Annotated in this window: 13 protein-coding genes and 1 tRNA gene; 3 read left to right on the plus strand and 11 right to left on the minus strand. The window is 70.6% G+C overall.

The genetic code is table 11. The features are described from left to right. The first annotated feature begins 55 nt into the window (after positions 1-55). On the plus strand, positions 56-427 hold the full coding sequence (locus tag AB0230_RS13000; RefSeq protein ID WP_315995799.1) for an RNA polymerase-binding protein RbpA: 372 nt from the start codon (positions 56-58) through the stop codon (positions 425-427). A gap of 54 nt (positions 428-481) precedes the next feature. On the opposite strand, the gene lnt is transcribed toward AB0230_RS13000, so the two are convergent. The 9 genes from lnt to AB0230_RS13045 form a co-directional block, all read right to left on the minus strand. Then, positions 482-2,050 carry an apolipoprotein N-acyltransferase gene (gene lnt / locus AB0230_RS13005; protein ID WP_366376138.1) on the minus strand — a complete coding sequence of 523 codons (1,569 nt, stop codon included), beginning with the start codon at positions 2,048-2,050 and terminating at the stop codon, positions 482-484. Further along, the gene (locus AB0230_RS13010; RefSeq protein ID WP_366376140.1) at positions 2,047-4,530 is read right to left on the minus strand and encodes a DEAD/DEAH box helicase; all 2,484 of its coding nucleotides are present in this window, start codon (positions 4,528-4,530) and stop codon (positions 2,047-2,049) included. Before AB0230_RS13010 ends, lnt begins: the two co-directional genes overlap by 4 nt. Next, entirely contained in the window at positions 4,527-5,285 is a 759-nt protein-coding gene (gene tatC / locus AB0230_RS13015) for a twin-arginine translocase subunit TatC (RefSeq protein ID WP_315995802.1), read from the minus strand. Before tatC ends, AB0230_RS13010 begins: the two co-directional genes overlap by 4 nt. A gap of 63 nt (positions 5,286-5,348) precedes the next feature. After that, the gene (tatA, locus tag AB0230_RS13020) at positions 5,349-5,606 is read right to left on the minus strand and encodes a Sec-independent protein translocase subunit TatA (protein WP_315995803.1); all 258 of its coding nucleotides are present in this window, start codon (positions 5,604-5,606) and stop codon (positions 5,349-5,351) included. Between the two features lie 108 nt (positions 5,607-5,714). After that, a complete protein-coding gene (locus tag AB0230_RS13025; protein WP_366376142.1) occupies positions 5,715-6,704 on the minus strand; it encodes a WYL domain-containing protein in 990 nt (329 codons plus the stop codon). Beyond that, on the minus strand, positions 6,701-7,690 hold the full coding sequence (locus AB0230_RS13030; protein WP_363578991.1) for a WYL domain-containing protein: 990 nt from the start codon (positions 7,688-7,690) through the stop codon (positions 6,701-6,703). Before AB0230_RS13030 ends, AB0230_RS13025 begins: the two co-directional genes overlap by 4 nt. A 100-nt stretch (positions 7,691-7,790) precedes the next feature. After that, positions 7,791-8,738: an FKBP-type peptidyl-prolyl cis-trans isomerase gene (locus tag AB0230_RS13035; RefSeq protein ID WP_366376144.1), complete on the minus strand. Its 948-nt coding sequence runs from the start codon at positions 8,736-8,738 to the stop codon at positions 7,791-7,793. Positions 8,739-8,787: 49 nt separating this feature from the next. Then, a complete protein-coding gene (locus tag AB0230_RS13040) occupies positions 8,788-9,813 on the minus strand; it encodes a tRNA (adenine-N1)-methyltransferase (RefSeq protein WP_315995807.1) in 1,026 nt (341 codons plus the stop codon). After that, positions 9,810-10,508: an HAD family phosphatase gene (locus AB0230_RS13045; RefSeq protein ID WP_363391409.1), complete on the minus strand. Its 699-nt coding sequence runs from the start codon at positions 10,506-10,508 to the stop codon at positions 9,810-9,812. The genes AB0230_RS13040 and AB0230_RS13045 overlap by 4 nt, the downstream gene beginning before the upstream one ends. Positions 10,509-10,627: 119 nt before the next feature. On the opposite strand from AB0230_RS13045, the gene AB0230_RS13050 reads away from it, so the two are divergent. Next, complete coding sequence (locus AB0230_RS13050; RefSeq protein ID WP_315995809.1) at positions 10,628-11,494, plus strand: PAC2 family protein; 867 nt, start codon at positions 10,628-10,630, stop codon at positions 11,492-11,494. 169 nt (positions 11,495-11,663) lie between these two features. On the opposite strand, the gene AB0230_RS13055 is transcribed toward AB0230_RS13050, so the two are convergent. Next, positions 11,664-12,512: an undecaprenyl-diphosphate phosphatase gene (locus tag AB0230_RS13055; RefSeq protein ID WP_363391405.1), complete on the minus strand. Its 849-nt coding sequence runs from the start codon at positions 12,510-12,512 to the stop codon at positions 11,664-11,666. 8 nt (positions 12,513-12,520) lie between these two features. After that, positions 12,521-13,822 (minus strand): M20/M25/M40 family metallo-hydrolase, encoded by a 1,302-nt coding sequence (locus AB0230_RS13060; RefSeq protein ID WP_366376147.1) that lies wholly within the window; start codon positions 13,820-13,822, stop codon positions 12,521-12,523. A 174-nt stretch (positions 13,823-13,996) separates the two neighbouring features. Between AB0230_RS13060 and AB0230_RS13065 the strand changes: the two genes are divergently transcribed. Continuing rightward, positions 13,997-14,081 (plus strand) — tRNA-Leu (locus AB0230_RS13065). Positions 14,082-14,085 lie beyond the last annotated feature (4 nt).

Here is a 14,085-nt window from a genome sequence, read left to right on the forward strand (position 1 = left end):
AATAAAGCGCACAGGTGCGGACGTTATACATGGTGACCGACGAGAGGACCACAAAATGGCAGACCGCAGTCTCCGCGGCATCCGACTCGGCGCCCAAAGCCTCCAGAGCGAAGACGGCGTCGTGTTCCACGACCGTGCACAACACACCTACATCTGCAGCACCTGCGGACGCGACACCGTCCTGACCTTCGCTGCCGACGCCGAGGTTCCGGAGTCCTGGGAGTGCCGCACGTGCGGCGCCGAAGCGCTGCTGCGCATCGGCGACGGCACCGCGACCGTCGACCACTCGGGCGACAAGGCCGCCCGCACGCACTGGGACATGCTGCTCGAGCGCCGCACGCTCCCCGAGCTCGAAGAGTTGCTCGAAGAGCGCCTCGCCTTCGTGCGCGCCCGTCGTGGCGCGGGCAACGAGAAGCTCAGCGCCTGACCTACCGATCAGGGCGTCCTGATCAGGACGTCCTGAGCGAAACGCCCTGAGAATTCAGACGCCGGCCCCCGTGGGGGTCGGCGTCTTCTTCGTGCGCCGCGCGCGCACCGCCAGCGACAGCCCTGCCGCGAGAAGACCGGCGAGGCTCCCCCACCCCAGCACCATCTTCACGGCGGGACCGATCACCACCGCGGGCGTCAGGCCGGTGCGGAGGGGCACGTCGGTCAGCATGTGGCCGGCCTCGTCGATCGGCAGAGCATCGAGCGTCGACCCGTCGGGCGCGATGACCTGGCTGGTCCCGACCGTCGACAGGTTCACGACCGCACGCCCCGTCTCGATCGCGCGCATCTGCGCGAACGCGAGCTGCTGCAGGTTCTCGTCGGTGCCGCGGAAGTCGGCGTTGTTGGTCTGGAACATGTAGACCTGGGCGCCCGCGTCGGCCCCGTCCCACACGACGTCGTCGTAGATGACGTCGAAGCAGATCGCCAGCCCCACGCCCACGCCGTCGATGTCGATGAGCGGACTCGCCGTGCCCGGCGTGTACTCGCGACCGATGAGCCCGATGAGGTCGGGAGCGAAGGGCTCCCAGAACGCCCGGTCGGGCACGTACTCGCCGAACGGCACCGGATGCCGCTTGTCGTACGTCGCACCGGACTGCCCGTCGGCCGTCCACAGCAGTGCCGAATTGAACAGGTCGGGCCCGCGCTCCGTCACCGCGGACACGAGCAGCGGCGCGTCGACGCGGCGCGACAGCTCTTCGAGCACCGCGGAGGTCGAGCTATTCGCGGTCGGGTCGGAGTCGACGCCTCCCTCGGGCCAGAGGAGCACGTCCATCTGCTGGCCGAAGAGCGGGGCGGATGCCGCCAGCTGCGCGTTCAACACGGCATTGCGCGCCCGCTGGTCGAAGTACCCGGCCGGGCCGTTGCCCTGGACCGCGCCGACGCGGAGCGACCCGGCAGCCGCGGTCGGGAACTGCGGCAGCACCAGCAGCACCACGAGCAACCCGGCGGTGGGGACGGCGGCGAGGGGCCTGCGAAAACGGCGAAGGCGAACGAGCTCGACCGCCATCGCACACAGCAGCACGATGAGGAACGACAGGCCCGACATCCCCACCCACGACGCGACCTCGGCGAACGGCCCGTTCACCTGCGACACGCCGATGCGCCCCCAGGGGAAGCCGCCGTAGGGCCACGACCCGACGATCTGTTCGCGCAGCACCCACAGCCCCGCGACGAGCGCCGGGAGCGCGAGCGTGCGGCCGAGCACCCCGGGAACCACGCGGGGCACCCACCGGTACGCCAGGGCGATCGGCACCGCGAGCACCGCCGTCAGCAGCGCCTCGAGCACGAAGAGCGCGGCCCACGGGATGGGTCCCAGGTAACGCGCCGTGAAGAGCAGGTTGACCGAGAAGAAGGCCACACCGAAGAGGAAGCCCACCAAGACGGCCGACCAGAACCGGCGGCCGATGAGCGTCAGCAGGGCCAGGGCGACGGCCGGGAACGCCAGGGGCCACCACGCGAGCGCGGGATAGGCGGTGACCAGAAGGAGTCCCGCCACGACCGACAACGGCGCGGCGAAGGCCAGGCGCAGCACAGGTCGCGGCGGCGGGGTCGTGCCGCTCATGCCGACGTGTACGCCACGATGCCCCGGCGCACCGCGTCCAGTGCGGTGCGCGCGGTCTTCGCGAGCGGCGGCTCCGCGACGAGCGAGATCTGGTCGAGCAGGTCGATCGTCTGCTTGGCCCATCGCACGAAGTCCCCCGCGGCCATGTCGGCCAGGGTCAGCACGCTGTCCAGCGGCAGGCCGCGCGCCCAGGCGTGCATGGCCGGCGCCAGGCCCGAGGCGGGGCTCTCCGAGCCGGGGAGGCGGTGGTCGCGTTCGAGGTCGTCGAGCTCCTGCCACAGCGTCTGCGTGGCATCCAGGGCTCCCCGGAAGGCACCGCGGGGAAGTCCTCGCTCCCCCGGTCCGGCCTCGTCGCGCCGCGGTTCGTACACGAGGCAGCACGCGAGAGCGGCGAGCGAGGCGGCGTCCAGCCCGTCCCACAGGCCCTGGCGCAGCGACTCGGCCACCAGCAGATCGCGCTCGCCGTAGATGCGGCGCATCGTGCGGCCGGCGCGCGTGAGCACCGTCGCGCCGTCGGCCTCGATCGCCACGTACTCCAGCGCGGCGAGCACCTCGACGACCCGGTCGAACACGCGCGCCACGGTGCCCGTGCGCTGATCGATCTGCTGCCGGGTCTTGTCGGTCGAGCGTTTGAGCTTCCAGTACCGCTCCGCCCAGCGCGCATGCGCCTCGCGGTCGGGGCACGAGTGGCACGGATGCCGCTGCATCCGCTTGCGCAGCGACTGGATCTGCTGCTGGCGCTCGTCCCTCAGGCGCCGGGGCGCGGTGGCGTCGCGACGGTTGATCTTCTCGAGGTCGCTGAGCTCGCGGCGGATCGTGGAGTACTCGCGGAAATCGCCGCGGTCGCACGTCATCGCCTTCTCGTAGCCGTCGAGCGACTCCTCGGCATCCTTCACCTGACGCGCCAGACCCACGACCGAGCGATCGGCCTGGAACTGGGCGAACGAGGACTCGAGGATCTCGCGCGCGCGGGCCCGCCCGAACTGGTCGATGAGGTTCACGGCCATGTTGTAGGTGGGGCGGAAGCTCGAATTGAGCGGGTAGGTGCGACGTGAGGCGAGGGCCGCGACCGACTGCGGGTCGAGCCCCTCGGTGAACTGCACGACCGCGTGGCCCTCGACGTCGATGCCGCGACGGCCGGCACGGCCGGTGAGCTGGGTGTACTCGCCCGAGGTGATGGCGACGCGGGCCTCGCCGTTGAACTTCTCGAGCTTCTCCAGCACCACGGTGCGCGCGGGCATGTTGATGCCGAGGGCGAGCGTCTCGGTCGCGAAGACGACCTTCACGAGCTTGCGGCGGAAGAGCTCTTCGACGACCTCCTTGAACGCCGGCAGCAGGCCCGCGTGGTGGGCCGCCATTCCGCGCTCGAGGTTGTCGCGCCACTCCCAGAAGTGCAGCACGGCGAGGTCTTCGTCCTTGAGGGTGAAGGTCAGCTCGTCGACGATCTGGCGGATCTCGACGCGTTCCTCCACCGAGGTGAGACGCACGTTCGCGCGGCGCAGCTGCTGAACGGCCGCGTCGCACCCGGCGCGACTGAAGATGAAGAAGATCGCCGGCAGCAGGTGGTTGCGCTGCAGCAGCTCGACCACCTCGGGACGGTCGATGCGCTCGATGCGCGGGCCCTGCTGCGCGCGCAGCGGCTTGTGTCCGCCGCGGCGCTGATGCGCGTGGCGCGGGCCTCCGGCGTGGCGGGCGGAGCGGTACTCCTGGGCGCGCCGGTTGTTCTCGTACCCGCCCGCGTTGCCTCCGCGGATGCGCAGCAGCTCCTGGTTGACCTGGGCCGTGGCCACGCCGGCGCGGTCGTCGAACAGCGGCAGCAGGTCGCCCCGCACGAGCACGTGCTGTTCCAGAGGAACAGGACGCGTCTCCGACACGATGACCTCGGTGTCGCCGCGCACGGTGTCGAGCCAGTCTCCGAACTCCTCGGCGTTCGACACGGTCGCCGACAGCGACACGAGCTTCACCGACGGCGGGAGGTGGATGATGACCTCTTCCCACACGGCACCGCGGAAGCGGTCGGCGAGGTAGTGCACCTCGTCCATCACGACGAATCGCAGGCCCCGCAGCGCCGGTGAATCGGCGTAGAGCATGTTGCGCAGCACCTCGGTGGTCATCACGACGATGCGCGCCGAGGCGTTGATGTTGGTGTCGCCGGTGAGCAGGCCGACCTCGTCGTCGCCGTACACCTCCTGCAGCTCGTGGAACTTCTGGTTCGAGAGCGCTTTGATGGGCGTGGTGTAGAACGCCTTGTCGCCCGGCTCGAGCATCGCGAGGTGGATGGCGAACTCGCCGACGATGGTCTTGCCGGCACCGGTGGGCGCGGCGACCAGGACGCTCCGCCCGTCCTCGAGGGCGTGGCATCCGGCGATCTGGAAGTCGTCGAGCTCGAACCGCTGCATCTCGGCGAAGTCGGCGGTGTGCGGGTGCGACGAGCGAGCGCTCGCGCGGGCGAAGCGCTCCGCGGGGCTGGGGCAGGTCACGCGATGGGCCCCGGCGCCATCTCCGCGGCGACGCGACGGGCCTTGCGGCGGTCGAACAGCAGCGACAGTCCGGCGGCGGCGAAGAAGAGCACGATCAGGATGCCGGCCAGCATCAGCATGCTCACGACGTCGGCCGCGGGGGTGGCGAGGGCCGAGAAGATGACGGCGATGAGGATCGCGACTCGCCATCCCTTCAGGATCGCCCTGCCGCTCATGACGCCCGCGACGTTGAGGGCGACCAGGAACACCGGCAGCACGAACGAGACGCCCACGACGATCAACAGCTTGAAGACGAAGTCGTAGTAGTCCACGGCGTTGTAGAAGTTGACCCCGCCCTCGGGGGTGAAGCCCCACATGAGCTCGATCACGTGCGGGACGATGAGCAGACCGACCCAGCACCCCACGAAGAACAGGGGAACCGCGGATGCCACGAAGCCGACCGTGTAGCGGATCTCCTTGCGGGTGAGACCGGGCATGATGAACGCCCAGATCTGCCAGAGCCAGATCGGCGCCGACAGGAAGATGCCGATCGAGAAGGCGATCCGCATGCGCAGGTCGAACGCCGACGTCACCGAGGTGAAGTTCAGCGCCGAGAAGTCGTCTCCTCGCCGCGCGGCGATCTCGCGGATCGGCTCGGTGATCAGGTGAATGATCGGATCGGTGATGATGAACGCGACCACCATGCCGACCACGAGGGCGAGCGCGGCGATCATCAACCGCTTGCGCAGTTCGACCAGGTGCGCCCCGATCGACATGCGCTTATCGCGCCGCGGTTCCTCGGGGAGGTCGATCCGCGGCGATCGTGCCGTCGCCACGCGTCAGACGGTGGGGTCGGTCGACCTGCGCGGTTCGGGTGCCACGGCCGGCGCGGTGCCGCTGTCGGCGGGCCGCGGAACGTCGGAGGACTGCGCGGACGCGACCTCGTCGTCGCGCTTCATCTCCTTCATCTCGCTCTTGAACACGCGGGCCGACTGACCCATGCTCTTCGCGAGCGCGGGAAGCTTGGCGGCACCGAAAAGAAGGAGGATGACAGCCAGAACGACTAGCAGGTGCCATCCGGTCAATCCCTGGAACATGAGGACTCCTCGTCTCGTTCGGGCGAGTCATCAGTCTAACCCGCGCACACGGCGGGCGACCCGACCCGCGGGGAAATCCCCGTAGCGTCCAGGTACACCGCCGGCGGATCAGTCTTTGTCGATGTATTGCGCCAGCCCCGCCGCCGCCCACGCGGCCGCCGCGCGCCGCGCGCCGAGCGGCTCCAGCAGCTCCACCTCTCCCCCGCGGCGGGCCGCGAGCCGTTTCAGACTCTGCTCGTCGGCGAGGCGCAGGGATGCCACGGCCGTGTCGTCGTCGGCATCCTCGATCTCGGCGCGATCGAGGTAGTCCGCCAGCAAAGGCGCCACGGCGCGCGGGAAGCGGAAACGCGCGACCACCTCGTCGTCGCCCGGAGCGAAGAGCTCCGGCACGGGGTCGGCACCGTGGACAGCCGCGATGTCGGTGAGGGTCGGCTCGCTCACGCGGTCGAGGAGGAAGGTGCGCACGGCCTGGCGGAGGTGATCCCAGCCCTGCAGATACCACTGGCCGTTGGCGATGTGCACCTTGATCGGGTCGACGGTGCGCGAGGCCGGGGCGGCACCCGGGGCGCGGTACACGAAGGTCACCGCGACGCGCTCGCGCAGGGCGCGGTCGACCACGTCGCGGACGCCGTCGACGGGTCCGGGCGCGACGATCACGGGCGGTGGAGCGGCGGCCGCTCCCCGAGCGAGCTTCTCGAGCAGTCCGGAGACCACGTCGCTGTCGCCCACGCCGGGGAGGCTGCGTGCGAGCTGCAGACCGGCGAGCAGCGCCGCCGCCTCTCGGGCCGTCAGCCGCGGGGAGCGTTCGAGCCCGACCGTGTTCGTGATGGCGATGACGTCGTCGCGGTCGAGCAGGTCCCAGTCGATGTCGAAGAGGTCGTGCGGCAGCTGCCAGTAGCCCTGCTCGCCGGGCAGGCCGATCACGGTCAGGCGCTCGACCATCGCGCGCATCTGCCCGGGCGCGACGTCGAACTCGGCCGCGGCCTCCGCCACGCTCACCTCGCCCTTGCCCAGAAGGTACGGCACGAGCTGCAGCAGGAGCGCGGCGCGATCGAGGGCCGCGATCGGGCGGTCACCCCCGGGACGATCGACGCTCATGCCGCTCCCCCGTGCCGCTCGAGGGTCGCCCGCAGGCGCCGGACGACCTCGGTGCGCAGGTCGGCGGGGGCCACCACGCGCACCTCGGGGCCGTAGGAGGCCAACTCGTCGGCGAAGACGTGCAGATCGACGTAGGGCACGACGATGCCCTGCGGCGCCTCCTCCGCCCGCCGTGCGAGACGCAATGCGGCCTCGGTGCCCGGGTGCACCTCGAGCAGAGCCCGTTGACGCGCGGCGACGTCGTCCAGTCCCCGCAGAGCGCGCTCCCCTGCCCCCTCGCGCAACGCGGGCGGGAACTTCTCCCGGGTGACGGTGACGTCGCTGACGATGCGCGACAGCAGGAACGTGCGATCGGCGCCGACGTTCACGTCGAAGCCGTACACGTGCCATCGCGCCTCGTACTCGACGAGGGCGAGAGGACGCAGACGGCGCTCGCGCGGCTGCGCATCGCCCGGGCGCAGGTAGGTGAAGGTGACGGTGCGGCACTGCTCGATCGCGCGCTGCAACGCCCCGAAGGAGGCGTCTCGCACCCGGATGCGCGGGGCGTAGCCGATGATCGGCTCGTCGACGGCGATGCCGAGGGCGCGGATCTTGCGGAGGCCGCTGCGCGCGTCGACCGAGAGCGACTCGCTGCCCCACACCCCGCCGGCGATGTTGAGCAGCGCGATCTCCGCGGGGCTGAAGGAGATGTCGACGGGGAGCGCGTACTCCGCGGTCGGCACGCGATAACGGGCCTCCCGCAGGTCGTCGGGGTCGGTGCGATTGCCGATCGTCTCGATGGGCACGCCCAGCCCGCGGAGGTTCTCCTTGTCGCGCTCGAACATCTTCTCGAGCGCGTCTTTCGAAGCCCCCGCGTCGAGCTGTTCGCGGTACCCGGCCACCGACGACAGGATCGTGTCCTTCGTCAGGCCCTGCTCGGTCGCCATGAGCGCGACGACGAGGTTCACCAGACGCTCCTCGGGAGCGTTGCGGGAAGCGGCGGGCACCCGCCCATCCTAGGCCGGGGCCGGGGCCGAACCGCCGAGACCGGCCCGCGCGCGCGAGGGCGACGGCGGGCCGGTCTCGAAACGACGCGGAGGGGCGGACTCAGCCGATGGTGCCGAGGATGTCGACGACGTACACCAGCGCGGTGTTCGCCGGGGCCTGCAGCGCCTGCTGGTCCTGCTGGGTCTGGTCGGCGGGCACGACGACGAGGACCTGCGAGCCGACCGGCTGGCCCTCGAGAGCCGAGGCGAGGGCCGGGGGCAGCGCGGAGACCTTCGCCTGCCCCGGGGCGCCGTTCTTCCAGGTGGAGGCGAAGGTGGTCTTGGCGCCCCAGGCGACGCCCTGGACGTGGATGATGGCCGAGGAGTCGGCGGTCAGCACGTCGCCGTCGCCCTTCTTGATGACCTGCGATCGCACCTCGGTCGGGGCGTCGCCGGCGGGGATGACGACACCCGGCTGACCGTCGGGCGCGCGCACGACGGAAGGCATGCCGGAGTCGGCGTTGTACTGGTCGGCCCCGTCGGCCGCGGGCAGGAACACCTTGCGCACGTCGAAGACGAAGATCGCGCCGTCGCCCTCGGTGACGCCGAGCGCCTTCGCCCCGTCGGCCCCGAGGTCGGAGCCCGGGATCGCGACGGCCACGCGCGAGCCCTCGGCCACGCAGTTCAGCAGCGGAGCGATCGAGGGCACGGCCTGCGTCAGGCGCGGGAGCGGCGTCGCGGTCGCGAGATCGGCGTCGTACTTCGTGGCGACGAGCTCCTCGCCGGTCGCCGCGTCGAGCACGGTGACCTCGACCAGCGCGAGCTGCTTGTCGCTCGTGATGCGCTGCCCGTCGCCCGCGATGAGGGTGTCGGTGCCGGCCTGCTCCGGGAAGAAGGGCGAGCGCACCGTCACGGTGGGTGCCGAGCCGAGATCGCCGGTCGCCTCGACGACCGAGGCGACGCTCGCATCGGTGGGGGTCGGGCACGACGAGGCGGCGGATGCCGAGCACCCGACGAGGCCGAATCCGGCCAGAGCGGTCACGGCAACGAGAGCGGGAAGTCTGCGCACCGGAACAGTTTAGGTGCTCGCGCGGCTCTCGCCCGCCGCCCCACCCTGGTCACTCCGGCGCAGGGGCACCCTCCGTGGGCGCGGCCGCGCCCGCCACCGACTGGCGGACGCCCTCCGCGGACTTCTGCGCCTCGCGCACCCGCTTGCGCAGGTTCTTGTCGGTGATCTCACGATCGCCGACGGCGCCCGGCGTCCACAGCTCGACGTCCTCGTCGCCGTAGCTCGACTTCGACGCGCGGCGCTTGACCTCGGGCGGGATCGCGCCCGGCGCCAGACGACGGGCGGTGATGAGGAAGCCGGTGTGGGCGACCATGCGGTGGTCGGGGCGCACGGCGAGGCCCTCGACGTGCCACCCGCGGATCATCGTCTCGCTGGCATCCGGTTCGGTGAACAGGCCCGTCGCGCGGATGTACTCCGCGACACGGCTGAGCTGCGTCGCGGTGGCGATGTAGCAGAGCACGACACCGCCGGGAGTCAGCGCGTCGGCCACGGCGTCGATGCACTCCCACGGCGCGAGCATGTCGAGCACGACGCGGTCGACGGAGGCCGGAGCCACGGCGTCCGGGAGGCTCTCGACGAGATCGCCGACGACGACCTCCCAAGTGGCGGGGTGCTCGCCGTGGAAGGTCTCGACGTTGGCGCGGGCCACCTCGGCGAACTCCTCGCGGCGCTCGAACGACAGCAGGCGACCGGCCGGGCCGATCGCTCGCAGCAGCCACAGCGAGAGGGCACCGGAGCCGACGCCGGCCTCCACGACCGTCGCGCCGGGGAACACGTCGGCCTGGGCCAGGATCTGCGCGGCGTCCTTGGGGTAGACGATCGCCGCTCCGCGCGGCATCGACATGACGAAGTCGCGCAGCAGGGGGCGCACGGCCAGGTAATCGTGGCCGGAGCTGTTGGTGACGACGCTGCCATCGGGCTGCCCGACCAGGAGCGAGTGCTTCAACACGCCGTTGTGGGTGTGGAGCTCTCCCGCCTCGCGCAGGGTGATCGTGTGCATGCGGCCCTTCGGTCCGGTCAGCTGCACGCGGTCGCCGATGCGGAAAGGTCCGCTCAGGTGGGGGGTCTCGCTCATGGGTTCACTCGCGTTTCGGGGAGTCGGGTCGGGGTGTGCGCATCGTGGAGGGCGCGGAGATCGGCGGCGGTCCGCCCCTCGAGGCTCGACCAGAGCGCGTGCGCTCCGACGCCGTCGAGCGGGACCATCAGGGGGACGCCGAGCGAGACCGCGCCACTGGCGATCGCCGATCGCAGGCCGTTGGGGCTGTCTTCGATCGCGAGGGAGTCGCGGATGTCCACACCGAGGGCATCGGCCGCCTGCAGGTAGGGATCGGGGTGGGGCTTGGGCCGCTCGACGTCGTCGCCGGCGACGACCACGTCGAAGGCGGGGAAGTCGATGAGGTCGGCGATCGACAGCGCCATGCGCCGCATCGACATCGTCACCAGTGCGGTCTTGACCCCGTGCGCCTTGAGGTCGGCGAGCAGCTCGCGCGCGCCCGGGCGGAACGGCACGCCCGTGCTCGCGAGCTGGCGCAGCACCTCGTCGGTCAGGTGAGCGATGATCTCGTCGACGCCCCACGGCACGCCGGCGTTCTGCAGCAGGCGCGCGGAGTCCTCGAGCGCGAGACCCACCATGCCCAGGGCCTGTTCGTGCGACCAGGTGCCCCCGAACCGCTCGACCAGCGGCACCTCGGCGGCCATCCAGTAGGGCTCCGTGTCGACGAGGGTGCCGTCCATGTCCCACAGGACCGCAGCGAGGGCGGAAGAAGTCATCGTTCCATCTTATGGAAGGTGCGGCTCCTCCCCCGCGCCCGCGGGGTCGCCCGGTCCGACCGCCTCCGCGCGGGTGCGCCTATCCTGGAACGAAGCCCCGACGGGGCAGAGGAGGTTGCGTGGACGCACTGGGTCGCCGGATCATCGTCGCCGCTTTCGACGGCTGGAACGACGCCGGAGAAGCCGCGTCCGCCGCGGCGGCGCTTCTGCGCGCCGACGCGGAGTACGAGGTCGTGCACACGGTCGACCCCGAGCTGTACTTCGACTACCAGTACACGCGCCCCCAGATCGGATTGGATGCCGAGGGTCGACGCACGCTCACCTGGCCCGAGGCCAAACTGCTGCGTCCGACCGAGCGGTCGGGCGATGCGGAGATCTGGCTGCTGGTCGGCGTGGAGCCCGCGCGCGCCTGGCAGGCGTTCGCGGCGGAGTTCATCGACGTCGCTCTGCGGGAGGACGTCACCGGCTTCGTCGCGCTCGGATCGATGATGTCCGACGTACCGCACACGCGCCCGATCTCGGTCTTCGCCGGCAGCGACAACGACGGCGTGCGGCAGTCGCTCGGACTCGAACGGAGCCTCTACGAGGGGCCCGTCGGCATCCTGAGCGCGATCGGTCACGCCTCGGAGCAGGTCGGCATCCCGACCGCCAGCCTCTGGGCCAGCGTCCCGCATTACGTCGCGGGACACACCCCCTCTCCCAAGGCCACGCTCGCGCTGCTCGAGAAGCTGGAGGCGATCACCGGCATCACCGTTCCACGCGGCGACCTCGAATCCGAGTCGCGCCAGTGGGAGGCGTCGATCGACGCCGCCGCGGCCGATGACGAGGAGATGAGCGACTACATCCGCCAGCTCGAGCAGACCCGCGACACCTGGGACTCTCCCGAGGCGTCGGGCGATGCCATCGCCCAGGAATTCGAGCGCTATCTGCGCCGCGGGGGCGAAGGTCCCTCCAAGCCCGGTCGCGACGACCCGCCGCGTCGCTAGCCTCCGTCGCGAAACACCCGGTCCCTTCGACACGCTCGGGGACCTCGCACCGACACACGGACCGAACCGAGGTGGCTGAGCCCGTCGAAGCCATCGGCACCCGCCTCGCCCGCACGTGACGACGGCGCCGTCCCGAAAGGGGCGGCGCCGTCGTCATGGCATCCCGGGATCAGCTGGTCATGACCGTCGACACCGCGGGGATGACGCCGGTCAGCAGCAGGACGATGATGAGCAGACCCAGCGCGATGCGGTAGACCACGAACGGCAGGAAGCTGCCGCGCTTGAGGTACTGCATGAGGAAGGCGATCACGAGGTAGCCCACCACGAACGCGATGACCGTGGCGATCGCGGTCTCACCGAGGTTGTACGGGCCGGTGCCCTCGTCGAAGCTCTTGTAGAGCTCGAACAGACCACTGGCGAAGACGGCGGGCACCGCGAGCAGGAACGAGTACTCCGCGGCGGCGGTGCGCTTGTACCCGAGGGCGCGGCCGAGCGTGGTCGTCGCCCCCGAGCGCGAGACGCCGGGCACGAGGGCGAGCGCCTGCGCGAAACCGTAGGCGATGCCGTGCGGGTAGGTGAGGTCGTCGAGGTCGCGACGGCGCTTGCCGTAGTGGTCGGCGAGACCCAGCAGGATCCCGAAGACGATCAGCACGATCGCGGTGATCCACAGGCTCCGGAAGTTGTCGCGGATGAGGCTCTGCAGCAGCACGCCGAGCAGGGCGATCGGGATCGTGCCGAGGATGACGAGCCAGCCCATGCGGGCGTCGGGGTCGTTGCGCGGCACCTTGCCGCTGAGCGAGAGGAACCAGCGCGAGATGACGCGACCGATCTTCTTGCGGAAGTAGATCAAGACGGCGAGCTCGGTGCCGATCTGCGTGATGGCGGTGAACGTCGCGCCCGGGTCGGTCTGCGACGGCAGGAACTCCCCCACGATGCGCAGGTGCGCGCTGGAGGAGATGGGGAGGAACTCGGTCAGGCCCTGGACGAGCCCGAGGATGATGACCTCGAAGATATGCATGCGGTCCTTCAGTACGTCCGGAGGAGGTCGGCGAGAACACGTCGACCGAACTCGAGCGCGTCGACGGGGACGCGCTCGTCGACACCGTGGAACATCCCGGTGAAGTCGAGACCGGCGGGAAGTCGCAGCGGTGCGAATCCGTAACCGGAGATTCCGAGGGTCGACAGCGCCTTGTTGTCGGTGCCGCCTCCCATCAGGTACGGCACGACCGGCACGCCGGGGTCGTGACGGCCGAGCTGCGCGACCATGGCGTCGACGAGGTCGCCCGAGAAGGGCACCTCGAGGCCGACGTCCTGATGAACGATCTCGATCTCGACGCCGTCGCCGACGATGCGGCGGATATCGGCGAGGGCGGCCTCTTCCGTACCGGGCAGCACACGCACGTCGATGAGAGCCTCCGCGCGGTCGGGGATGACGTTGTGCTTGTACCCGGCGGTCAGGCCCGTGGGGTTGGTCGTGGTGCGCAACGTCGAGCGGATGAAGCTGGATGCCGCGCCCGTGCGCTTCGCGAGGGTGTCGGGATCGCCCCCGTCGTCACCCGTGATCTCGGCGAGGCCCGCCAGAAGCGCACTCGTGGTGTCGGTCAGCCGGATCGGCCACTCGGTGCGGCCGAGGGCAGCGACGGCCTCCGCGAGGCTTGTCACCGCGTTGTCGACGTGAAGCCCGCTACCGTGGCCGGCCCGGCCGCGGGCGACGAGCTTGATCCACATGAGGGCCTTCTCGCCGACCTGCAGCAGGTAGGCGCGCCGGTCACCGACGGAGATCGAATACCCGCCGACCTCGCTGATGGCCTCGGTGGCGCCGGCGAACCACTCGGGGCGGTCCTTGACGACGCGCGCCGATCCTTCGACGCCGCCGTTCTCCTCGTCGGCGAAGAACGTCACGATCACGTCGCGCTCGGGCTGCTCCCCCGCACGCAGCAGGTCGGCGACGGAGGTGAGGATCATGGCATCCATGTCCTTCATGTCGACCGCGCCGCGGCCCCACAGGATGCCGTCGCGGATCTCTCCCGCGAACGGATCGACGCTCCAGTCCTCGGCGACGGCGGGGACGACGTCGAGGTGTCCGTGCAGGATCAGCGCCGGCTTGTCGCGGTCGCGTCCCGGGACGCGGGCGCAGACGTTGGTGCGCCGCTCGACCGGCTCGTAGTAGGCCGTGTCGAGACCGAGACCCTCGAGGTAGGCCCCGACGTACTCGGCCGCCTCGCGTTCGCCGTTCGCGCGACCCCCGCCGTAGTTCGAGGTGTCGAAGCGGATGAGGTCGGATGCGATGCGGGCGACCTCGGGGACGTCGGTTTCGAGCTCGGGCATGCGCACTACGGTACCGGCGGCCGGGGCGCTCCCCCGACGCGCGTCGTCAGGAGACGAACGTGATGCGGGGTGATCTCCGGACCCGGACGCGCCCGGGCGTCACCGTCGGTTCGAGGCGGGGCCCGGGGCGTGGTAATGTCGTTCCTCGTTGCGAAAGCGACAAAACACCCAGATGCGCGGGTGGCGGAATAGGTAGACGCGCTAGCTTGAGGTGCTAGTGCCCGTATAGGGCGTGGGGGTTCAAGTCCCCCCTCGCGCACAGA

This window comes from Microbacterium sp. NPDC089190 (assembly GCF_040701795.1).
Lineage (GTDB): Bacteria > Actinomycetota > Actinomycetes > Actinomycetales > Microbacteriaceae > Microbacterium > Microbacterium galbum.

Coding starts and splice junctions, on each gene's coding strand:
- AB0230_RS13025 (WP_366376142.1), bottom strand. CDS start 6,704: ATGAGCGTCGATCGTCCCGGGGGTGACCGCCCGATCGCGGCCCTCGAT.
- AB0230_RS13045 (WP_363391409.1), bottom strand. CDS start 10,508: ATGACTTCTTCCGCCCTCGCTGCGGTCCTGTGGGACATGGACGGCACC.
- tatC (WP_315995802.1), bottom strand. CDS start 5,285: ATGTCGATCGGGGCGCACCTGGTCGAACTGCGCAAGCGGTTGATGATC.
- AB0230_RS13040 (WP_315995807.1), bottom strand. CDS start 9,813: ATGAGCGAGACCCCCCACCTGAGCGGACCTTTCCGCATCGGCGACCGC.
- AB0230_RS13055 (WP_363391405.1), bottom strand. CDS start 12,512: ATGCATATCTTCGAGGTCATCATCCTCGGGCTCGTCCAGGGCCTGACC.
- AB0230_RS13060 (WP_366376147.1), bottom strand. CDS start 13,822: ATGCCCGAGCTCGAAACCGACGTCCCCGAGGTCGCCCGCATCGCATCC.
- tatA (WP_315995803.1), bottom strand. CDS start 5,606: ATGTTCCAGGGATTGACCGGATGGCACCTGCTAGTCGTTCTGGCTGTC.
- AB0230_RS13000 (WP_315995799.1), top strand. CDS start 56: ATGGCAGACCGCAGTCTCCGCGGCATCCGACTCGGCGCCCAAAGCCTC.
- lnt (WP_366376138.1), bottom strand. CDS start 2,050: ATGAGCGGCACGACCCCGCCGCCGCGACCTGTGCTGCGCCTGGCCTTC.